19 protein-coding genes are annotated in these 21,245 nt (G+C 55.4%); 1 reads left to right on the top strand and 18 read right to left on the bottom strand.

Features of this window, described 5'->3' with window-relative positions; translation table 11 throughout:
• Positions 1-3: 3 nt before the first annotated feature.
• The 12 genes from CX650_RS04850 to mraZ all read right to left on the bottom strand — a co-directional run bounded on the left by CX650_RS04850 (position 4) and on the right by mraZ (position 13,370).
• Positions 4-768, bottom strand: coding sequence for a cell division protein FtsQ/DivIB (locus CX650_RS04850; RefSeq protein WP_101095164.1), 765 nt, complete (start codon positions 766-768; stop codon positions 4-6).
• A gap of 96 nt (positions 769-864) precedes the next feature.
• On the bottom strand, positions 865-2,334 hold the full coding sequence (gene murC, locus CX650_RS04845; RefSeq protein ID WP_101095163.1) for a UDP-N-acetylmuramate--L-alanine ligase: 1,470 nt from the start codon (positions 2,332-2,334) through the stop codon (positions 865-867).
• A complete protein-coding gene (murG, locus tag CX650_RS04840) occupies positions 2,331-3,434 on the bottom strand; it encodes an undecaprenyldiphospho-muramoylpentapeptide beta-N-acetylglucosaminyltransferase (protein ID WP_101095162.1) in 1,104 nt (367 codons plus the stop codon). The genes murC and murG overlap by 4 nt, the downstream gene beginning before the upstream one ends.
• Positions 3,431-4,648, bottom strand: a complete 1,218-nt coding sequence (gene ftsW, locus CX650_RS04835) for a cell division protein FtsW (protein ID WP_101095161.1) — start codon at positions 4,646-4,648, stop codon at positions 3,431-3,433. Before ftsW ends, murG begins: the two co-directional genes overlap by 4 nt.
• Positions 4,638-5,957 carry a UDP-N-acetylmuramoyl-L-alanine--D-glutamate ligase gene (gene murD / locus CX650_RS04830; RefSeq protein WP_025010891.1) on the bottom strand — a complete coding sequence of 440 codons (1,320 nt, stop codon included), beginning with the start codon at positions 5,955-5,957 and terminating at the stop codon, positions 4,638-4,640. The genes ftsW and murD overlap by 11 nt, the downstream gene beginning before the upstream one ends.
• Before the next feature lie 6 nt (positions 5,958-5,963).
• The gene (mraY, locus tag CX650_RS04825) at positions 5,964-7,046 is read right to left on the bottom strand and encodes a phospho-N-acetylmuramoyl-pentapeptide-transferase (protein WP_071237737.1); all 1,083 of its coding nucleotides are present in this window, start codon (positions 7,044-7,046) and stop codon (positions 5,964-5,966) included.
• Entirely contained in the window at positions 7,047-8,423 is a 1,377-nt protein-coding gene (locus tag CX650_RS04820) for a UDP-N-acetylmuramoyl-tripeptide--D-alanyl-D-alanine ligase (RefSeq protein WP_101095160.1), read from the bottom strand.
• Entirely contained in the window at positions 8,420-9,889 is a 1,470-nt protein-coding gene (gene murE, locus CX650_RS04815) for a UDP-N-acetylmuramoyl-L-alanyl-D-glutamate--2,6-diaminopimelate ligase (protein WP_101095159.1), read from the bottom strand. Before murE ends, CX650_RS04820 begins: the two co-directional genes overlap by 4 nt.
• On the bottom strand, positions 9,886-11,622 hold the full coding sequence (locus CX650_RS04810; RefSeq protein ID WP_039035207.1) for a penicillin-binding transpeptidase domain-containing protein: 1,737 nt from the start codon (positions 11,620-11,622) through the stop codon (positions 9,886-9,888). Before CX650_RS04810 ends, murE begins: the two co-directional genes overlap by 4 nt.
• Positions 11,619-11,933, bottom strand: coding sequence for a cell division protein FtsL (gene ftsL / locus CX650_RS04805; RefSeq protein ID WP_101095167.1), 315 nt, complete (start codon positions 11,931-11,933; stop codon positions 11,619-11,621). Before ftsL ends, CX650_RS04810 begins: the two co-directional genes overlap by 4 nt.
• A gap of 7 nt (positions 11,934-11,940) precedes the next feature.
• Positions 11,941-12,882 carry a 16S rRNA (cytosine(1402)-N(4))-methyltransferase RsmH gene (gene rsmH, locus CX650_RS04800; RefSeq protein WP_101095158.1) on the bottom strand — a complete coding sequence of 314 codons (942 nt, stop codon included), beginning with the start codon at positions 12,880-12,882 and terminating at the stop codon, positions 11,941-11,943.
• A gap of 29 nt (positions 12,883-12,911) precedes the next feature.
• Positions 12,912-13,370 carry a division/cell wall cluster transcriptional repressor MraZ gene (mraZ, locus tag CX650_RS04795; RefSeq protein ID WP_039035209.1) on the bottom strand — a complete coding sequence of 153 codons (459 nt, stop codon included), beginning with the start codon at positions 13,368-13,370 and terminating at the stop codon, positions 12,912-12,914.
• 571 nt (positions 13,371-13,941) lie between these two features.
• Between mraZ and CX650_RS04790 the strand changes: the two genes are divergently transcribed.
• Positions 13,942-14,241: a hypothetical protein gene (locus CX650_RS04790; RefSeq protein WP_052248197.1), complete on the top strand. Its 300-nt coding sequence runs from the start codon at positions 13,942-13,944 to the stop codon at positions 14,239-14,241.
• Between the two features lie 31 nt (positions 14,242-14,272).
• Here the strand turns inward: CX650_RS04790 and CX650_RS04785 are convergent, their stop codons facing one another.
• The 6 genes from CX650_RS04785 to CX650_RS04760 form a co-directional block, all read right to left on the bottom strand.
• Positions 14,273-15,853, bottom strand: coding sequence for a nicotinate phosphoribosyltransferase (locus tag CX650_RS04785; RefSeq protein WP_101095157.1), 1,581 nt, complete (start codon positions 15,851-15,853; stop codon positions 14,273-14,275).
• A 12-nt stretch (positions 15,854-15,865) separates the two neighbouring features.
• Positions 15,866-16,732, bottom strand: coding sequence for a ribose-phosphate diphosphokinase (prs, locus tag CX650_RS04780; RefSeq protein ID WP_101095156.1), 867 nt, complete (start codon positions 16,730-16,732; stop codon positions 15,866-15,868).
• Between the two features lie 152 nt (positions 16,733-16,884).
• On the bottom strand, positions 16,885-17,598 hold the full coding sequence (locus CX650_RS04775) for an NUDIX hydrolase (protein ID WP_101095155.1): 714 nt from the start codon (positions 17,596-17,598) through the stop codon (positions 16,885-16,887).
• A gap of 89 nt (positions 17,599-17,687) precedes the next feature.
• Positions 17,688-19,193 (bottom strand): glycerol kinase GlpK, encoded by a 1,506-nt coding sequence (gene glpK / locus CX650_RS04770; protein ID WP_101095154.1) that lies wholly within the window; start codon positions 19,191-19,193, stop codon positions 17,688-17,690.
• Positions 19,194-19,218: 25 nt separating this feature from the next.
• Positions 19,219-19,689 carry a nuclear transport factor 2 family protein gene (locus CX650_RS04765; RefSeq protein WP_101095153.1) on the bottom strand — a complete coding sequence of 157 codons (471 nt, stop codon included), beginning with the start codon at positions 19,687-19,689 and terminating at the stop codon, positions 19,219-19,221.
• Between the two features lie 178 nt (positions 19,690-19,867).
• Complete coding sequence (locus CX650_RS04760) at positions 19,868-21,232, bottom strand: outer membrane protein transport protein (RefSeq protein WP_101095152.1); 1,365 nt, start codon at positions 21,230-21,232, stop codon at positions 19,868-19,870.
• Between the last annotated feature and the right edge of the window lie 13 nt (positions 21,233-21,245).

The following is a 21,245-nucleotide window of genomic DNA, read 5'->3' as shown; positions in this document are numbered from 1 at the left end:
TAATTAACGGCTCTCTTCTTGTGCGTCTTCCCAGCCTACAGCCAGACCCGTGTCATAGCGTAGATCCACTCTGGCGACACTCTTTTCCTGTTTAACCAACTCCGGATACACATTGATAAAACGCTGTATCCGCGCCATCTTGTCTTCTCGTCCCAACTCCAGCATGATGCCGTTGCCCAAAGTCGCCTCCCAGGCATGTCTCGGGCTGAGACTCAATCTATCCAACTTAAAGCTGTTTATCCGCAGCAGTTCATCCATCTGCCGAAAGGAGGTCAATACCTCCTGTGCCATAGGTTCAGGTCCCGCCAACCAAGGCAGATTTTCCAGCCCGGGTTGCGGTGGCGCCAGGAACACCTCGCCGTGTTCATTGAGCCATTCATCCTGATTCCAGTGCGCCACGGCGACCTGCTCCTGCAGATAAACCTTCAGCTTGGCCGGCCATTCACGTCGAACCGAGGCCCGGTATACCCAAGGCAGAGCCTCCAGCGCCTGTTGCACCTCGGCCACATCAGCGCTGAAAAAGCTACGCTGCATCAAGTCCTGCAAGGCGCCACGGATTTCCGCATCCGTGGTGTACTGGCGCTCGCCTTTTATCGCCACTGCCTCAATGGGCAAAGCCTCGGCATCATTCAGCACCAGTCCCAGTTTCCAAGCCGCCATGCCGAATGCCGCCAGTACCAACAGCAGAAAGCCAATCCCGCTGCAGAGATACCAATTGACTCCGGCTAGCCTTGCCCGGCCCTTGTGCAACCTGTCCTTCAGCGCCATGGTCCTGCCTGTTAGCTTGGCGGAAAACCGGCCATTATATAGGGCTGGTTTTCTTGGTCAAAAGATACTGTTTTCAAGCCATTAAGCGGCGGAAATCTATTCAGCAATCGTATCTTTGTTATCATCACTAAACCCCAGTTTGCTGCTCGCCAGTTGGCGCGCCAGGGCGCCTATATTGCCGGCGCCTTGGGTCATCAGCAGATCGCCGTCCTTGAGCACATCCGGCAGTATCTCCTGCAACTGCTCCGGCGTAGCGACATAGATAGGGTCGACCTGACCACGCAATCTGATGCTGCGGCACAACGCGCGGCTGTCTGCTCCCGCGATAGGTGCTTCACCGGCGGGATAGACCTCCAGCAGCAATAGGCCATCGACCTGAGACAATACTTCGACAAAGTCCTCGTACAGATCCCGGGTGCGACTATATCTGTGTGGCTGATAAGCCATCACCAGGCGCTTATTAGGCCAACCGGCACGAGCCGCCTTGATAGTGGCAGCGACTTCACTGGGATGATGGCCGTAATCATCAACCAGCATCACCTCGCCCTTGGGAGTATCGAAGGCCCCCAGGTGCTGGAAGCGGCGGCCAATTCCCTGGAACTCCGCCAGCGCCTGCACTATGGCGGCATCATCTATATCATCTTCACTGGCCACGGCAATCGCCGCCAAGGCGTTCAGCACATTGTGCCGTCCCGGCAGATTCAGCAGCAGCTCCAAGTCGTCCCGCCCCTTGCGACGCACGGTGAAACGGCATTGAGGCCCTTCCTGGCTAAAGTTGAGTGCCTGCACATCGGCCTCATCACTGAAGCCATAGGTCACCATGTGGCGACCAATACGCGACATGATCTCTTTCACCACAGGATCATCGATACAGAGCACGGCCACGCCGTAGAACGGCAGGTTATGCAGGAAGTCCACAAAGGTGGTTTTCAACTTCTCAAAATCGCCGCCATAAGTATCCATATGGTCGGCTTCAATATTGGTTACCACACTCACCATGGGCTGCAGATGCAGGAAGCTGGCATCACTCTCATCGGCCTCGGCGATAAGGTAACGGCTGTGCCCCAAGCGAGCATTGGTGCCGGCACTATTGAGCAGACCACCTATTACAAAGGTCGGATCCCGCTCGGCCTGGCCATAAACACTGGCGATAAGGCTGGTTGTAGTGGTTTTGCCATGGGTGCCGGCAATCGCCACCCCATGACGGTAACGCATCAGCTCGGCCAGCATCTCGGCACGGCGCACTATCGGAGTGCGGCTGGCTCTGGCGGCCGCGACTTCCGGGTTATCCGCTTTAATCGCGGTGGAAACCACCACCACATCAACGTTCACCACAGCCTCGGCACTGTGGCCGATAATGATGCGAGCACCCAGAGCCGCCAAACGCTCAGTCACGGCATTTTCAGCAATATCCGAACCACTGACCTGATAACCTTCGTTGACCAGAACCTCGGCAATGCCCCCCATGCCGGCACCACCTATGCCAACAAAGTGAATACGACGCACCCGGCGCATTTCCGGGATCATGGCGCGAAGCTGGGCGTATTTCTCTGCTCTGTTATTCATCTATTTCCTTTCTCTGCCAGTTCGATACAGACTTGGGCGACTTTATCGGTCGCATCCAGCACGGCGGCCGCTCTGGCTCTTTGCCCCATCAGGGCCAATTCATTTCTATCACTGCCAAGCAAGGCCAGCTTATTCGCCAGCCTGGGCACATCGACAATAGGCTGCGGCAACAGGAAGGCCGCACCCGCATCCACCAACACCTGGGCGTTGCGGGTCTGGTGATCATCCACCGCATGGGGATAAGGCACCAACAGGCTGGGCAGGCCAACGGCCGCCAACTCGGAAACGGTTAAGGCTCCGGCGCGGCAGATGACCACATCGGCCCAGCGATAGGCGGCTTCCATATCATCGATAAACTCAGCCACTTTGACTCTGCCGTCTTGTCCCAGCTGCTGATATTCGGCTTCCACCGGCGCCTGATTGCCCTTACCCACCTGATGCCAAACCGTCACCGACTGTGACTTGCTGACCTCGGCAACCACGGCCGGCATAAGGTCGTTGAATACCTTGGCCCCCAAACTGCCACCGACGACCAGAATTTTCAGCGCATCCTGATGCTGGGCTCTGGGCTGCCCACCCAGAGTGATAAGCTCCTGGCGAATAGGGTTGCCCACCACTTCGGCCTTACCCGGCTCGAAGGTATTGGCAAAGGCGCACAGCACCTTAGTGGCGATACGGGAAAGCAGCTTATTGGTCATCCCCGGAATGGCGTTTTGCTCATGCAACACCAACGGAATACCACTGAGCTTGGCGGCAACGCCGCCCGGACCGCTGGCAAAGCCGCCCATGCCCAACACCACATCCGGCCGAAATTCGCGGATGACCCTGCGCGCTTGAATAATCGAGCGCAGCACCTTGAAAGGTGCCGCCAGCTTGCGCACTATGCCGTTGCCGCGCACGCCCTTGATGTCGATAAAATCTATGTCAAAGCCGTGTTGAGGCACCAAGCGCGCCTCCATCCGGTCTGCCGTACCCAGCCAACGCACCTGCCAACCCTGCTGTGCCAGGCGTCTGGCCACTGCCAACGCCGGAAAAACGTGACCGCCGGTACCACCGGCCATCACTAAAATACGTTTGTTATTCAAATTGTTACCCTTCATGACTTCAGCCTCCCCTGCACCGCCTGGATCAGGCTGAGACGCCGCTCATGATCTATCCGGATCAGCATCATGACCGCAGCCGTCATCACCCAGAGACTACTGCCGCCATAGCTGATAAAGGGCAGTGTCAGCCCCTTGGTCGGCAAAATGCCGATACTGGCGCCCACGTTCACCACAGTCTGGAAACAGATCCAGATCCCTATGGCGTAGGCCAGATAACCCTCAAATGCCCGATCCATGGCCAAGCATTGACTGCCGAGACGAATTGCCCGCAGCGCCACAAACAGCAGTACCGCCAGCACAGCGATAATGCCCATAAATCCAAGCTCTTCCCCTATAACGGCAAAGATAAAGTCAGTGTGCGCCTCCGGCAGGTATTCCAGTTTCTGGATGCTATTACCAAGTCCCTGACCAAACCAGTCGCCGCGGCCATAGGCCATCAGCGACTGAGTCAACTGGTAACCACTGCCGAACGGATCCTGCCAGGGGTCGAGGAAGGAAGTTACCCGCCGCATCCGGTAGGGCTCCCGCAGAACCAAAGCCACAAAGGTCATAACCCCTGCAAGGATTAACGCAAAGAAGTCCAGCAAACGGGCGCCGGCCAAAAACAGCAGCCCGACTGTGCCAACAAACAGCACCACCACAGTCCCCAGATCAGGTTGCATCAGGATCAAGAAGGCATAGACGGCAAAAACCGCAATCGGCTTGTAAAAACCCTTGGCGTTTTCACGCACTTCCTGATGCCGCCTAACCAGATAACCGGCCATGTAGACCGCAAAAACAAACTTGGCTATCTCGGCCACCTGAATTCTCACCGGCCCCAGCGACAGCCAGCGTGTCGCGCCGTTTACCGTGGTGCCTACTGCCAGCACAGCTACCAACATGACTCCAACCAGCAACAGCATCAGCGGACTCAGTTGCTGCCAGCGCTGCATCTCTACCTGCAACACCACTGCGGCTATCACCACGCAACCCACCAGATAAAACAGATGACGGGTCACAAAGTGAAACGGATTACCTGTCAGGCTCTGGGCTTCCGGCATAGAAGCCGACATCACCATCACAAAGCCAAAGGCGATCAACGACAAAACGGCAAGCAGCAAACGCCGGTCATACAGTTGCATGCCCTGCGATTGCTTCTCACCGAACCAGTCGGGCCAGCGCCACTTGAGGCTGGTTCCGAACAGGCTGAGTTGTCGTTCATCACTGCTCATCCAGCGCCTCCACCAGTTGGCGGAAATCATCGCCTCTGGCCATAAAGTTGCTGTACATATCCAGGCTGGCACAGGCCGGTGACAACAAGACTATGTCTCCGGAACTCGCCAGCTCGGCGGCTTTGCTCACGGCTTCTGCCATGGAGCCAACCTTGATGGCGCCCTCTTTCAATGCCGCAATCTTGTCACCGTCTCGCCCCAGGGTAATAAGGTGAGTCACAGAGCCGAGCGCATTGGCAAGCGGCCGGAAATCGGCTCCTTTACCATCACCACCGGCAATCAGGATAACATCACCGAGGTAGTCGCTGAGCCCTTCGAGCGCAGCCACGGTAGCGCCCACATTGGTGGCCTTGGAATCGTTGATCCAGGTGGCGCCATTCTTGACCGCCACCAGTTCACATCTGTGCGGCAAGCCTTTGTACTCGCGGGCCACTCTGGCCATGGCTTCCTTATCCACGCCGGCCGCATCGGCCAACGCCATGGCGGCCAGCAGGTTGGCGTGGTTATGGCTGCCGAGCAGTGCCACATCCATCAGATTCATGATTTCACTGCTGCCGTGGAAAATCTTGCCGTCGGTGATCCCCCACTCATCCCCTTCGGGGTTACCCAAACCAAAGCTGTTGTTGTTCATGGGTGACATGGGCTGAGTTTGCGGATCATCCCGGTTGAAAATCGCCAGTCGGCTCAGTTCATAGAGCCGCAGTTTGGCCTGACGATAGGCTTCCAGGTCGCTGTATCTGTCCATGTGGTCTTCAGAAATGTTCAGGCAAGTTGCCGCCAAACACTTGAGACTATGAGTGGTTTCCAACTGGAAACTGGATAGCTCCAGCACATAGTGACTGACGTTTTCGCCCAAAAGCTCCAACGCCGGCACCCCTATGTTGCCGCCGATGGCGGCTTGCTTGCCACCGGCTTTGAGCATTTCACCGACCAGAGTCGTCACAGTCGACTTGCCATTGGAACCGGTAATCGCCAGCACACATGGGCCCTTGTCGGCGATGGCGCGGGCAAACAGTTCCACATCGCCGATCACTTCTATGCCCATATCCAACGCTGCCCTTACTTCGGGGGTATCCATGGGGATCCCTGGACTGATGATGATCTGCTCGGCCTGCACCAGACCACGGCAATCGAAACCACCGAAGCAAAACTCCAGATCCGGAAACTCATTTTTCAGCGCCTCAGCACCGGGTGGATTGCGGCGGCTGTCCATCACCATAGGGGCATGCCCCTGAGCCACCAGATAGCGCACCACAGACAAGCCTGTGGCCCCCAATCCCAACACTATGTGCGAACAGCGACTCATCATGACTGTTTACCTCAACTTCAGGGTGGCCAATCCCAGCAGAACCAGGAACAAAGAGATAATCCAGAAACGCACTATCACTCTGGGCTCGGGCCAACCTTTCAATTCATAGTGGTGGTGTATGGGTGCCATACGGAAAATCCGTTGGCCACGCAGCTTATAGGATCCAACCTGAAGGATGACTGACACAGTCTCCATTACGAATACACCGCCCATGATCACCAGCAAGATTTCCTGGCGTACCAGCACTGCCATGGTGCCGAGCGCCGCGCCCAGTGACAACGAGCCCACGTCGCCCATAAACACTTGTGCCGGATAGGTGTTGAACCAAAGGAAACCAAGACCGGCACCGACTATCGCGGTGCAGACAATCACCAGTTCACCGGCGCCAGGCAGATGCGGAATATGCAGATAGCCGGCAAATTGCGCATGGCCGGAGAGGTAAGCAATAAGCGCGAACGCCGCCGCAACCATAACGGTCGGCATAATCGCCAAGCCATCGAGGCCGTCGGTCAGGTTAACCGCATTGCTCGAACCCACTATGGTGAAATAGGCCAGTACCACAAAAAATAGCCCCAGCTGCGGCATCACATCCTTGAAGAAAGGCACCACCAATTGGGTTTCACCCGGCAGGGCCGCGGTGGCGTAGAGATAAAAGGCCACAGCAATTGCCGCCAGCGACTGTAAAATGTACTTCCAACGGGCCACCAGCCCCTTGGGATCCTTACGCACCACCTTGCGGTAATCATCGAGGAAACCGATGAGGCCAAAGCTGCCCAGAACGAATAACATCACCCAGACATAACGGTTACCGAGATCGCCCCACAGCAGGACACTGATAAAGATCCCCGCCAGCACCAGCAATCCACCCATTGTTGGGGTGCCACGCTTACTGAAATGTGACTCAGGGCCATCGTTACGCACCACCTGGCCTATCTGCAAAAGCTGCAAACGTTCAATCAACTTGGGCCCCCACCAGAGCGCGAAGCTGAGGGCGGTTAACAACCCCAGAATAGCTCTGAAGGTCAAATAGGAAAACACGTTAAACCCGGTATAAAACTGGGTTAGATACTCCGCCAGATACACCAGCATCTACACTAACTCCCCACGCCCGAAGGCTGATTTAAGGGCCTCGACCACACGCTCCATACGCATGCTGCGTGAACCCTTGACCAATACAGTGACACTCCCTGACAACTGATTGATATATTTGATTAAACTTTCCACCAAACGCCCTTGGGTATCCAGATGTTCCGTACCAAACCCCTGGCTGGTGTTCTGGGTTAATTGACCGCTGCAAAACAGGGCATCTATCCCGGCCTCCCGGGCATACTCACCCAGCTCGCGATGCAAAAGGGGGGCATTGTCGCCTAATTCCCCCAAATCGCCCAGTACCAGAATGCGATTTCCGTGAATTTCGTGAAGCCAGTTGATCGCAGCCTTGACCGAGGCCGGATTGGCGTTATAGCTATCGTCGATCAGCTGCACTCGCCCAAGCTCAGTGGGCAGCATGCGTCCCTTGACCGGCTGCATCTGTTGCAAGCCAGAGATAATGCTTGCCATATCCAGGCTCAGCGCCAGGCAAACCGAAGTTGCCGCCAGGGCATTGGCCACCTGGTGTCGGCCGGCCAGCGGCAGCGCCAGCGAATACTCCTGTTGCTGCCAGCAAAGAGTGCAGCGATAACGCCCCGAGGCATCGGCCTGTAAATCTTTGGCCGTCAGTTCGGCTGCTGCGTCAATGCCATAGCTTAACTGACGGTAGCCTAACGCAGCCTGACGCATTACCTCGGCGTATCTGTCATCGGCATTGATAATGGCGCAGCCGTCTGGGGCCAAGTGATTGAAAATCTCGGATTTGGCCGCCGCCACACCGGCCTCTGAGCCAAACCCTTCGAGGTGGGCGCTGGCAACATTGTTCACTAGGGCAACATCCGGGCGCACTATGGCCGAGGTGTAATCAATTTCACCCTTGTGGTTGGCACCAAGCTCAAATACCGCGTATTCGTGTTCAGGCTCCAGTCGCAAGGCTGTCAGCGGCACGCCTATATCGTTGTTGAAGTTACCGGCTGTGTAGAGCACCTTGGCATGTTGCGACAATATGGTCGCCAACATCTCCTTGACGCTGGTCTTGCCGTTGGAGCCGGTCAAGGCAACACACTTGAGTGATACCAGGCTGCGTACCATAGCCGCCAGTTGCCCCAGGGCCTGGTGAGGGTCGGCCACCAGCAGCTGCGGCACATCGAGTGCCAACTCGCGGCTGACCAGAAGCGCCGCGGCGCCATTTTTGACCGCCGTTGGCGCAAACTCATGGGCGTCGAAACGCTCACCCTTGAGGGCGATAAACAAACCTTGGGTGCCTATATCGCGGCTATCTGTGCTGACACTCTCAATCAGCTGCTCTGCGGCAGTTGCCGGAATCAATTTGGCATTCAGCGCCGTTGCTATTTGTTGCAGGGTCAAAGGGATCATGCCTTGCCTCCGCTAAGTTCCAGTGCCAAGGCCCGCTCATCATAGTGGTGACGGCTTCCTGCAACTTCCTGATAGGTTTCATGCCCTTTACCGGCTAATAAGATCACATCTCCCGCCTCGGCCTGGGCGCAAACCTGTTTAATGGCGGTCACCCTATCGACACAGGAGAGTGCCGACTCGGGGCGAGTCAGCCCGGCCATAACTTCATCAATGATGGTTTGCGGATCTTCGCTGCGAGTATTGTCGCTGGTGACCATCAAGCGATCGGCAAAAGCCTCGGCGGCGCGGGCCATCAGCGGCCGCTTGCCCTTGTCACGATCGCCGCCGCAACCAAAGACACACCAGAGGCGGTTGTCGGTATGCAGCCGCAGCGCCTTGAGCGCTTGCTCCAGCGCATCCGGGGTGTGGGCATAATCCACCACCAGCGAAAAACCTATTCTCGACGGGAAACACTCCATCCGTCCGGGCACGGGTTTCAGAGCCGGTGACAGCGACAGCAGCTTTTGCAGCGGATAACCCATGGCATAGAGCGCCGTCAACGCCGCCAACAGATTGGAGAGATTGAATTCGCCCAGCAGCGGGGTTTCCAGCACACCTTTACCTTCCGGCCAGTGGATCTCGGCGCGTACGCCCTTGGCGTGATATTGAGGGTTAACAGCAATAACTGCCGCTCTGGGATCTTGCTTAATGCTATAGCCGAGCAACTTGGCCTTGGGTAATTCCTCAAACCAAGCCTGTCCTGTGGCGTCATCTAGGTTAATCACAGCGTGTTTGAGACTGGCAAACCGCATTAGCCTCAATTTGGCGGCGGCATAAGCCTCCATAGTCTGGTGATAATCCAAATGATCCCGGCTCAGGTTGGTAAACACTGCCACTTCAAAGGGCGCGGCTTCTACCCGTCCCTGCACCAAACCGTGGCTGGATACTTCCATGGCACAGACGCTGACATCCATCTGCTCAAAAGCCTTGAGCCGGGCCATTACGGCCAAGGCATCACTGGTAGTATTGGTCGCTTGCTGGAGTTCCCCCAGCAAACCGTTCCCCAAAGTGCCCATGACACCGGCCTTTTCGCCGAGCAAAGACACCCACTGGGCGATTAGCTGGCTGACGGAAGTCTTGCCATTGGTGCCGGTAATCCCCACCAAACGTGGCTTGGCCGCGTGAATGCCATAGAACTGGGCAGCCAGCGCCGATAGCTGCCGACTCAGTTGAAAAAAATAAATGGTTAAGCCTTGCTCCCGCTCTACCTTGCCGTGGGCATCCGGATCGTCCGTATGCAACAAGGCAGCCGCGGCTCCCTTGTTGAAGGCGGCGGCAACATACTCCCGACCATCGGCCTGATGTCCGGGAACGGCCACGAAAAGGCCACCTTCAACTACTTTCCGACTGTCGAGACAGGGCTCGGCCACCGCCTCCACGCCGGAGTAATGAAACCAGGGAGCCAGCAGATCCCGCAATAACATCATTCTGCTCTCCTAGGTACCTGAGCCAGTTGTACGCGAGCATCATCACTCACAGGCTCCACATTCAACATCTGCAACGCGCCGGACATCACCTTGCCAAACACAGGTGCCGCCACCACGCCGCCGTAATATCTGTCCCCTTTGGGCTCGTTGATCACCACCACCATGGCGAGTCTGGGGTTGTTGGCCGGCGCAACACCGGCAAACAGGGCGACATAATCATCGCCATAACCACCGGCTATCGCCTTACGACTGGTGCCCGACTTACCGGCGACCGGATAACCCTCAATATGAGCCCGGGTACCTGTGCCACCCTTTTCGGTCACGCCCACCAACATGTTGATCACATCACGGGCCACGTCCGGGGCTATCACCCGGGTGCCTTCCGGCGGTTGCTTCAGTTTAAGAATCGATACCGGGTAAAGTATGCCGCCGCTGCCCAGAGTGGCGTACATTCGCGCCAACTGCAGCGGGGTGGCTGTCAGACCATAGCCAAAAGATAGAGTCGCCCGTTCAAAGTCAGACCATCTGTGTCTGTCCTGCACCAAACCGGCACTCTCGCCGGTCAGGTTGATCCCTGAATAGTTGCCGAGCCCCATGGACTGATAGGTGCCCAGCAGTTGCTGCACCGGCATTTCCAGCGCCAACTTACTGATCCCCACGTTACTGGACTTGATCAAAATCTTCGCCAATGACATATCGCCATAGTTGCGGACATCCCGCACCTGCCGGCCACCAATACGCATCCAACCGGGTGATGTCGGGATCAGCTCATCATTCTTGACGATCCCGGCCTCCAACGCTGCCACCACCACAAAGGGTTTCACCGTCGAACCCGGCTCAAAGGTGTCTGTCAGGGCACGGTTACGCATCCTGTGGCTCTGCAGGTTTTCCCGCGAGTTGGGGTTATAGGAGGGGGTGTTGACCATAGCCAGCACTTCACCCGTGTGCACATCCAGTACCACCACGGAACCGGATGTTGCCTGGTTCATTTCGGTGGCACGCTTGAGCTCACGGTAAGCCAACTGCTGAATACGCTGATCTATGCTGAGCACCAGATCGTTGGGACTCTCGCCCTCCTGGATGATATCCAGCCGCTCAACCACCCGGCCGTCACGGGACTTGCGCACTTTCTGTTTGGAGGGAGTGCCTGTCAGCCAACTATTGTAGGTGTTTTCAATGCCTTCGATGCCGACATCATCGATATTGGTGATCCCGACCAGCTGAGCACTGATCTCGCCAGCCGGATAGTAACGGCGTGACTCGGACTTAAGGTAGATACCGGGTAGCTTCAGCTGCTCGATATAGTGCGCGACCGCCGGGGTAACCTGGCGCTTGAGATAGGTAAAGCGTTTCCTGGGGTTGGACTGCACTCTTGCCAGCAACTCATCCAGCGGCTCGTGCAATACATCGGCCAGCGCCCGCCAGCGGCGCATGTCATTGAAGCCATCCTTGTCGTGAACCACCTTGGGGTCGGCGTAGACAGCACGCACCGGCACACTGACGGCCAACATTTCGCCGTTGCGGTCGGTAATAAGCCCTCTTTGCACCTGGTTGGAAGTGGTTCGCAAAGTGCGCATATCACTCTCATGACGCAGTTTTTCCGGCTCTATTACCTGAATGTAGGCAGCGCGTCCCACCAGTGAGACAAACAACAGACAAACAAAAGCCACCACCACCTGCAGTCGCCAGTGGATCAGTTGGGGCTTTTGAATCCTTTTAGCCTGTTTTCTCATGGAAGTCTCACTACCACCTCTTCATTGGGTAAGGGCCTTATCATGTCCAATTCCTTGGTCGCAATCCGGGTTATCCGGCTGTGCTCAGCCTGCGACTGTTCTTCCAGCAAAAGGTTGCGCCATTCGATATCCAAGCGATCCCTTTCCTGTAACAGCTTGTCCAACTCACTGGTCTGGGTACGACTGATGTGGCTGGTATATACCACGGCAACCGCATTCCCCAACACCAGCATGCCCAGCAAAAAAATCCATTTGTGCTGCCAAAGATCCCGCAGCACTATGCGCGCCAGATTGAGTTGCGACTTACTCACCGCCACCTCAGTAGGGCAAACGCTCGGCAATTCTGAGTACAGAACTGCGGGCCCGGGCATTAACGGCAATCTCTTCATCCGACGGTTTCATCGCCTTGCCTATGGGCAACAACTGCCGTGAGCGGTTGAGCTCGGCCTCGGTCACCGGCAAGCCGTAAGGCACTTCCTCGCCTTTGCTGTGACGGCGGATAAAGCGCTTCACCATGCGATCTTCAAGAGAATGGAAGCTGATGATCGACAGTCGGCCCTTGGGCGCCAGTACCTTCAATGCACCTTCCAGCGCCTGATCTATCTGATCCAGCTCGCTGTTGATATAGATACGAATCGCCTGAAACACCCGGGTTGCCGGATGCTTGTTACGTTCTTTGTGTTTGGTGATCCTTTCGATCAAGCCGGCCAAATCTTTGGTGCGTAAAAACGGTTTTTCATCACGGTCAGCGGCGATGCAACGGGCAATATGGCGGGCATTTTTCTCTTCACCATAGGTCTTGAACACCCAGGCCATATCTTCAATCTCTGCTCTGGCGAGCCACTGCGCCGCCGTTTGCCCTTGACTGTTATCCATCCGCATATCGAGTGGGCCATCACGCAGAAAACTAAAGCCACGTTCGGCATCGTCCAGTTGCGGCGATGACACACCGAGATCCAGCAAGACGCCGTCTATCTTGCCCACTAGCCCAAGTTGCTCAACATAATCGGCCAACTGGCCGAAACCGCCATGAACTATGGAGAAACGCGGGTCATCGGCGAACTGTTTCGCGGCTTCAATGGCCGCCGGGTCTCTGTCGATGGCGATCAGCCGCCCTTGAGGCCCCAGGCGGGCAAGGATCTGACGTGAGTGTCCACCCCGACCGAAAGTACCGTCGATATAGATGCCATCTGGGCGGATATTGAGCCCGTCTACCGTTTCTTGAAGCAGGACAGACAGGTGGGCAAAGTTTTGGCTCATCACTCTCTTCTTTAATCTGGTCTCACTCATCAGAGTGAGAAATCGGCCAGCCGCTCACTGGCGGTCAATCCCTGGCTCTTAATCATCTCCAGGCTGTCGGCCAACTGCTGCTGCCAGACCTGTTCATCCCAGAGTTCGAATTTGTTCAACTGCCCGACCAACATGGTCTTCTTTTCCAAGGAGGCATATTGTCTGAGCGGCGGAGTCAACAAAACCCGGCCATTGGTATCCAACTCACATTCCTGGGCATAACCCAGCATCAGGCGTTTCATCGCCCGCTCCTGCGGTTGGAAATCAGACAAACCGAGCAGTTTGTCGGCAACTTTGTTCCATTCGTTTACCGGATAGATCAACAGACAGGGAGATTGGATATCCACAGTAATCACCAGCTTGCCCTGATGATCGGCATGCAGAGGCTCGCGGTATCGCGTTGGCATAGCGATCCGCCCCTTGGCATCCAGATTCAAAGCACTTGCGCCGGAAAACACTTGGTTTCATCCTTGTTCAGTTAATAGATCCACAAATATCCACAAATTCCCACAGATGCTAAGTTTAGGGACAGTCAACAAGGATTGTCAAGCAATGCAAACTCGAATAAAGCCAGTCACCAAGCGGGTTAGCAGCGTGTCACAACATTTTTTACATTAGCGAATTCCAAGTGGCAAAAAGTGGTGCAAACGCACCTGTCAGGGGAAAATTTCGACACAGGCCAAGAAGATTTTCACAGTGAAAAGAGATGATTGTGGAGAAGTTTCCCAAAATTGAGCATGTGAGTAATACGATCCAGCGCAAACTTTGTCATGGCTCCAAGAACCCAGAACAAAACACTAAAGGCACAGAAAAGCAGATTTACCCCTTATAACCTAAAGCCGTCAGGTCATTCGGCGAACCGCTATTGTGAATGCAAAGAAGCAATTTATTCTTACCCCAAAAGCCCAAGGAACCAGAAACAACAATAACAGTCTAAATTTTAAACACTCCTGGCCGATAAAAGGATATAAGGCTTACAGACAATGCGGTGTTCAACTAAAAAAACACCGTTAAATCAGGGGGGACATCATGGGATTAGACAGCATTTACGCCATGTTGGCACGCCCGGTCAAAGCGGTATTTCAGCCCAAACGCGAAGTGGAGCAGGTCAAGACCAGCTCAGCTATAGCGCCCGACAGCCACGAAGCCCCGCAATCGCAACTGCCTCCCGAGATAGACAAACGTGAAAGAATCGGCGATCGCCGCAAAGAACAAAAAGGCTTTGCCCGCGAGCGGCGCAAACATAACCGTCGTAGGGAAGATGAGGCAAAAAATGAATCCAGGCCTCAAGAAGAAGGCAAGGGTCAGATCATAGATATCGATGTCTGACCCTGCCCACTGGGGCCATTGAATCAAGGCTTCACAGCTGCGCCGCCACCCGTTGACGTATCTCGGCCAGATTGGTTTCGCGAAGTAGTTTGCCATCCTCATAAACGGTTTGCAGCAGCCCCTGGGCTTCTTCAGTCACCGAAACATCGTCTCTCAGCACCAGCTCCCCGTCTTGCATAACCACTTGCAGTAGCCCTTTGGCGGAACGCTTTTGGTTATCTGTCTTGGGCGCCTTGAAAATAGCCAGCGGCTCGCCGTCTTTTATCACATGAGTCGCCTTGACTGCCGAGCCATGGGTATCTCGGGTGACATACTGATAGCTGTATGAGCCAATCCCCAGCACGACTTTGGAAGCAAAACCTTTATCCATTAAACGCTGCAGTATTTGTCGTTGGCGCTCAAGCGTGATGGCATCGCCATAGATGGCACCCACATGGCTATCCAATAGCTTGTAACCCTTGTCGGTCAAGGTGCCACCAAAAATGTCCCACAGGCACTCGATAAGCCCCTTCACCTCGCAAGCCATCAGGATTTGACGCTGCAGACCGATAAACTCACCATACCAACTTATCGCCTCATAACCGCTATCGGCCGCCTTTTGCAAGGCTTCATCCAGGCCGCATTCGCGGATAAGTGATTCAGGCGCCAGCTTATAACCGCTGAGAATGGTCACAGGATCACCGGAATCGGGACGGATCACCAGGGTGCCGTCACGCTCGAGGATCTCCTGCTTGAGTTCAGGTAAGTATTGAGTCACCAGAGTCCAGAAATCCCAGGTATCGGACACCACACTGAGGATCCCCTTGGGAGACTGGGTCTGCATCAGATAACGGAAGAAGGCGATCTCCCCTTCGAGGATCCAGGAACAGGTCACCGAGTGCTCGGTGGCATCCACTGAGGCGCCGACCAACTCCTTATCGACATCGGCACCATAGTACTTCTCGGCAAACAGCACCGCCGGAATGGTGTCGGTTCCAACAAAACCGCTGGCTAGATGGCCAAAACCACTCATGGCGGCGGCCTGCTTACCGAACATGCCGCGAAAACTGAAGTCATGCCCCTGAAACGCTATCATCTCGGCGGGCAAGCCTGTCTTGTCGGCGAACTCTTTAAAAGTACGCAGGTAAGCAACGGCCGTGGTGGCACTGGTTTGTATCGGCCAGTTTTCACAACTGAGCACAGTTTCTATCATGTTGGTCAGCCAGGGGAAATCCGGATGGGTGTTGACTATGGTCAACGGCGGCACCAGATAAGGCACCAGAGTGCCCTCTTCCAACGCCTTGATCCTCAGCGGTAAATACCCAAGGTCGTGGAGTTTTTCCAGATAAGAAACATCGACGCTGTACCCCAGCATGGCACTGAGTATGCGCTTATGGGCGGCCACGGCCTGCGCCTTGGGCTGACGAAAGAAGCTGTCCCACTCCTCCATCAAATAGCTCTTGATAAAATACTGCAGTCCAATAAAGGCGACTTTGTCATTATCCATTATGTTGGCATTGCGACCGCTGCGGGAAGTGAAGTTGGCATACACCTCTGTCACCTGAGGATGATAGGCGCGACCATGAAACTCTTTGTAGACATCCTTCTGCATTGAGGGGGCGATGATACTCATAATAAACTCCTTTTATTCAAACAGTTTCAAGGTGTGCAGCTCGACAATTTGCGACTCAAACGGATGCAATGGGCGCAGCGAATCTGTGGTAAACACGGCATCAATCAAACCTTCCAGCGGTTCGATTCCGCGGGAAAACAGGCCATGGGTCACATAGAGTCCCACTCGGGCGGCGCCTTTTTGTTTCAAAAGCCGCGCCAGCTCGATAAAGGTTCTGCCACCGTCACAAATATCATCCAGGATCAGCAGACTGCGGCCAGCGACATCGGCGTCCAACTCGGATGCCAATATGGCGCCCGTCGCCGGATCCCGGCGTTTACTGGCCTGAAACACTTCGGCCTCAATCCCGGCGGCACTCAGCGCATCGGCAACCTTGGCTATCTTGTGGCTGGCGCCCTTGTCCGGCGCAAGCAGTGCCGCCTGGTGGGTTTGCAGCCACTGCTTCAGCTGCGCAAACTGACAAACCAGCTGCGCCTGATGTACCTGCTCGGCCTCCAGCAGTTGCTCACTGACCACCGAGTGCAGATCCCAGCAGCGGATCTGGCTGAAGCCGGCATTTCGCAGCAACCCCGCCATCACGGCGGCGGAAAAGGCCTCACCGGCGACGCAAACCCTGTCTTGGCGGGCATAGGGGAAATAGGGAAGTTGCAGTGAAACCTGAATGCCGGGGGCGGCGCGGTCCAAAGCATCTTTGATCAGCAGCAGCTGCATGATGGCATCACTGCTCTGCAACCTGGCGTAGATAATCGCGCTCTGTAGCTGTTGTCGATCAAAACCTGCCAAACGCACATGCTGCTCACCACCGGCAAACTGCCATTGCTCAACAGTCAAAGCCTGTCGGGTCGCATCTTTGTTTACTAGCTCAATACTGATATCCATATCGCTCACCACTAAGTGTCTTAATGACACTTAATCTAAAACAACAACTTAGAGCGGTCAAGCTTATTTTGAGTCTATAGGACACTTATTTAAAAAGAAGAATTAAACCAATAGCTAAGATAGTGATAAACCAAAGAAGCTCAAATGACGTTTCAAGCTTCCAGGTTGCGTACAAAGCGATAATCGGCGGCTTCAGGCAATACCCGGTAGAGCTGGGGTGGGCGACCGACTTCGGCCCGGCCCTCGCCACAGGGGGCGAGCACGCCGGCCTGCTCGATTCGCCGCCGGAAGGATTTCTTCTGCAGTGGCTTGCCCAGGATGGCCTCATGCACTCGCTGCAATTCGGCCAAGGTAAACATTTCCGGCAGGGCAAAAGCCGCCACCAGGCTGTAGAGCGCCTTTTGGCGTAAGCGCTCCTGTGCCAAGGCTATGATCTCGGCGTGATCAAAGGCCAAGTGTTCGGGCAGCGACTGCAAGCTGAACCAGCGGCTCTCTTCAGACCCTTCCATGACGGGTTCAAGATGAGGCATCAGCGCATAATAGCTGATGGTGACCGACCAGCCTCTGGGATCCCGGCGGCCATTGCCTATACTCTGTAACTGCTCCAGGTAGGGCGGCACTATGCCGGTCTTTTGCTTAAGTTTGCGCTTGGCCGAAGCATCGATATCCTGATCCTGCTGCAGATCGATAAAGCCTCCCGGCAATGCCCACATCCCCTTGCAGGGAAACCCGGAACGCTTGACCAAGAGCACACACAATTGCCCTTCTTGCACACAGAGCAGCACGCTATCGACACTGGTTAGCGGCAGCGGATAATCATGGATATTGTATTGCGCCAGATATTCGTCTTCGGTCGTCACTGTCATGGCGGGCTCACTTTGGTGTCTTTGGGGCACTATTTTGAGTCACTATTCAATGGGAGACAATAACAGCCGACAAGAAACCGCCCGGCACATCACAGTTCCTCGGTTTCATGCCAGTGGCGACACCTGTCCACCGCCTTCTGCCAACCGCGGTAATACAGCTCCCGCCGTCCTTCATCCATAGCCGGCTCGAAGCAACGTTCAACATCGCTCCGGTGAGAAAGATCTTCCACCGAGTCCCAGAAACCACAGGCAAGACCGGCCAAAAATGCCGCGCCCATGGCGGTAGTTTCGGTCAAGGCCGGCCGCAGTACTTGAGTATCTGTGATATCGGCCTGAAACTGCATCAGGAAGTCGTTACTCACGGCGCCGCCATCCACCCTCAGTTGCTTGAGTGCAACCGCGCTGTCTTTACTCATGGCATCCAGCAGATCCCGGCTCTGATAGGCGATGGATTCCAGCGCCGCACGTATGATGTGGTTGCGGTTTACGCCGCGGGTCAATCCTTGCAAGGAGCCGCGGGCGTTGGCGTCCCAGTAAGGGGCTCCCAGCCCAACAAATGCCGGCACCAGATAAACCCCATTGGTATCTTCTACCTTGGAGGCAAAGTACTCTGTGTCCTGGGCATCACGAATAAGCCCCAACTCGTCCCTCAGCCACTGTATGGTCGCGCCGCCCATAAATACCGAGCCTTCCAGCGCGTATTGCACCTCACCCTTGGGGCCTACAGCCACTGTGGTCAGCAACCCATGCTCTGAGCGCACCGCCTTGTCACCTGTGTTCATCAGCAAAAAGCAGCCGGTGCCATAGGTATTCTTGGCCATGCCGGGTTCGACGCACAGCTGGCCGAACAGCGCCGCCTGCTGATCCCCGGCCATACCGGCGATAAGAATTTCACTGCCTTCACCGGCAATCCGGGTTGTGCCATAAACAGCCATAGACGGCTTGACCTCGGGCAACAACGAAGCAGGGATGTCGAGCGCCTGTAACAGAGTCTGATCCCAGCATTGTTTGTGGATGTTGTAGAGCATGGTGCGCGACGCATTGGTGGGGTCGGTCACATGCACCTTGCCCTCGGTCAGCTTCCATACCAGCCAGCTGTCGATCGTGCCAAAGAGCAACTCGCCTCTTTCGGCCCGCTCGCGGGCACCCTCGACATTATCCAGCAGCCACTTAATCTTGGTGGCTGAAAAATAGGGATCCAGCAACAAACCTGTATTGTCGCGGACATAGTCCTCCAGCCCCTCGGCCTTGAGCTGCTCACAGATCTCCTTGCTGCGCCGGCACTGCCAAACAATGGCGTTGGCAATCGGCTTACCCGTGAGCTTATCCCAGATGACAGTGGTTTCCCGCTGATTGGTGATGCCGATGGCTGCCACTTCGTCACTGTGGATCCCGGCGCGGGCAATGACTTCTATCAGTGTCGAACTCTGGGATGCCCAGATTTCCATGGGATCATGCTCGACCCAGCCGGGTTGCGGGTAGTGCTGACTGAACTCTCGCTGGGAGACGGCCACGATATTGGCCTGCTGATCGAAAATAATCGCCCGTGAGCTGGTCGTGCCCTGATCCAGGGCAATAATATATTTCTTTTGCACGTGAAAGCTTTCTTGGGTGGCTGAATTAATTTTGCTGCCAGGGCTGATCGCCCCGGGGTAAGCCGATTTCCGCTTCGGGAATATCACACTCCTGCGCCGGGTAATACCAGACGGCGGCAATCTTATCGCCCCTCAAGCTATAAACGCCCATATTACATTGGCTGTGTTGCTCGCCATCCTGTTGCCAGCTGACCTTTTCCAAGGTGCTGACATAGTTACCCGAACTCAGCGAGCCAAGAATACTGGCCTTGGCCCCCGGCAAAGTTTGAAAATAGTCGGTCATAGCCGCGCCCAACTCCGCATGCCCGGAAGCTTGTCGGTCGACCTTGGTGATACTGACATTAAACCAGGTCACCTCTTCGGTGGTTTGCGCCAACATCAGCTCAATCTTTTGCTCATTGAATCCCTGAATAAACAAACTGACAGGATCGGACTCGGCAAAACTCGGCATTGAAATCAGTGAGATAGCGCTGGCAAACAGGAATGGATATTTCATGGGCTTATTATTCTTTTGTTGGCAATAGCATGAATATAAGCCCTGAGACCTGTCACGCCAAGTATAAAACAGCCTTAGATCTAACCTTGATAACCATCAAGCCGGTCTGGCCTGCCTGACAGATATGAAAAAGCCCCGCTCAGCGGGGCTCTTGTCTCATTCCTTGGCCGGAATGGTATTACATCTTGTAGGTCACTTGCAGACCCACCAACCAGACGTGGCCGCTGGCATCGCCCTGGAAGGCAACCTGAGCTAAACGCTTTTCAGTATCGGGGTGCTTAAAATCTTGAGTCTCAGTGATAGGAGCATCACCATGGGCGCGGATATAGGTCAGACCCAGATCCACTGTCAGGTTCTTGCTGGGCGCATACCCGGCACCGACACTGAACCAGAGACGGTCGGTATCTGGAATAGTGATGGTACGGTATTCATCGTCAACCGCTGTCTTATCCAAGGCCACACCGGCACGCAGCAACCATGCATTGTTCAGCTGGTAGCTGGTACCCAGAGCAAAGCGCCAGTTGTCTTTGAAGTTTTCTTCCTTCACCAGATCGGATTCCAGGCCACCGACAGGCTTCTGCTCGCCGGGGAAATACGCCACCAGCTTGTTGAATACGCTCCAGTCGGTCCAGTTGATACTGGCGTGCATCGCCCAGTTGTCGGTCAACTGATGGTAAGAAGCCAGCTCGGCAAATGCCGGCAGCTCCAATGGCAGGTAACCATCCACCTCGGCAGTACCGCCTGTATAAACCAGGCCGCGCGCCTGACCGTCCAGATCCAGCTCAACGTGACTGTGATAGGCGATACCCAGGCGGTGATTAGCATTGATCTGCCAGCTGGCACCCAGTTGCCATCCATAACCGAAATCATCGCCTTCCAGATGCTTGAGCTCAGTACCGGCGGCAGGCAAACGCGAGGTCACCTCTGCAGGCAAGCCAGGGATGGCACGAACACCTTCAATCCAGCCGGGAACCGAAGCACCGATTTCACCGTCACCATATACGCCGCGCAGACCGGCACCCACAGTGAAGTGCTCATCAATGCGGTAAGCAATATTGGTATTCAACTCTACTGTGGTAATGGCTGTCTTATTACCGAAAATGGAGGCCGCATGAGCGGCCGGCAGTTCGGTAGACAGACCATAGTTGGAGTTCAGAGCCAGACCCCAGGTCCAACTGTCGTTGAGCTGGTTGGAGTAATAGAAGTTAGGCACTGCGGCGTTGTCTGCCACATCGAGCGCATCGGCATTCATGGTGATAGATTGCGGCAGCAAAGGAGATGCCAGCGAAACCTGGCCTGTGGCGTCAACGTCCGGCATCACATAGATGGCCCCGGCAGAGATCTGCCGACCTTCAAGATAGCTGAGCATGGCAGGGTTACGCCCCTGAACCGCTGGGTTATCGGCCATGGCCGCTTCACCGGCGAAGGCTCGTCCAAGTCCGGTCGCGGAAGATTCCGCCAGTTGGAAACCCGCCGCTTGTACCTGAGTCGTTGCACCCACAAAGCTGGCCGCAATGGCGACAGCAATAAGTTGTTTCTTCATTGTTATTCTCTGC

This window comes from Shewanella indica (assembly GCF_002836975.1).
Taxonomy (GTDB): Bacteria; Pseudomonadota; Gammaproteobacteria; order Enterobacterales; family Shewanellaceae; genus Shewanella; species Shewanella indica.
The sequence above is the reverse complement of the archived record's forward strand: the minus strand, read 5'-3'. Positions and strand labels throughout refer to the sequence as shown.

Excerpts from the sequence above, each read along its gene's own strand:
- murE (WP_101095159.1), bottom strand. The coding sequence starts at position 9,889 with ATGATGTTATTGCGGGATCTGCTGGCTCCCTGGTTTCATTACTCCGGC.
- murC (WP_101095163.1), bottom strand. The coding sequence starts at position 2,334 with ATGAATAACAGAGCAGAGAAATACGCCCAGCTTCGCGCCATGATCCCG.
- CX650_RS04850 (WP_101095164.1), bottom strand. The coding sequence starts at position 768 with ATGGCGCTGAAGGACAGGTTGCACAAGGGCCGGGCAAGGCTAGCCGGA.
- CX650_RS04785 (WP_101095157.1), bottom strand. The coding sequence starts at position 15,853 with ATGAGTATCATCGCCCCCTCAATGCAGAAGGATGTCTACAAAGAGTTT.
- CX650_RS04790 (WP_052248197.1), top strand. The coding sequence starts at position 13,942 with ATGGGATTAGACAGCATTTACGCCATGTTGGCACGCCCGGTCAAAGCG.
- murG (WP_101095162.1), bottom strand. The coding sequence starts at position 3,434 with ATGAAGGGTAACAATTTGAATAACAAACGTATTTTAGTGATGGCCGGT.
- CX650_RS04820 (WP_101095160.1), bottom strand. The coding sequence starts at position 8,423 with ATGATCCCTTTGACCCTGCAACAAATAGCAACGGCGCTGAATGCCAAA.
- rsmH (WP_101095158.1), bottom strand. The coding sequence starts at position 12,882 with ATGAGCCAAAACTTTGCCCACCTGTCTGTCCTGCTTCAAGAAACGGTA.
- mraY (WP_071237737.1), bottom strand. The coding sequence starts at position 7,046 with ATGCTGGTGTATCTGGCGGAGTATCTAACCCAGTTTTATACCGGGTTT.
- CX650_RS04775 (WP_101095155.1), bottom strand. The coding sequence starts at position 17,598 with ATGACAGTGACGACCGAAGACGAATATCTGGCGCAATACAATATCCAT.
- CX650_RS04760 (WP_101095152.1), bottom strand. The coding sequence starts at position 21,232 with ATGAAGAAACAACTTATTGCTGTCGCCATTGCGGCCAGCTTTGTGGGT.
- CX650_RS04765 (WP_101095153.1), bottom strand. The coding sequence starts at position 19,689 with ATGAAATATCCATTCCTGTTTGCCAGCGCTATCTCACTGATTTCAATG.
- CX650_RS04810 (WP_039035207.1), bottom strand. The coding sequence starts at position 11,622 with ATGAGAAAACAGGCTAAAAGGATTCAAAAGCCCCAACTGATCCACTGG.
- murD (WP_025010891.1), bottom strand. The coding sequence starts at position 5,957 with ATGATGAGTCGCTGTTCGCACATAGTGTTGGGATTGGGGGCCACAGGC.
- ftsW (WP_101095161.1), bottom strand. The coding sequence starts at position 4,648 with ATGAGCAGTGATGAACGACAACTCAGCCTGTTCGGAACCAGCCTCAAG.
- prs (WP_101095156.1), bottom strand. The coding sequence starts at position 16,732 with ATGGATATCAGTATTGAGCTAGTAAACAAAGATGCGACCCGACAGGCT.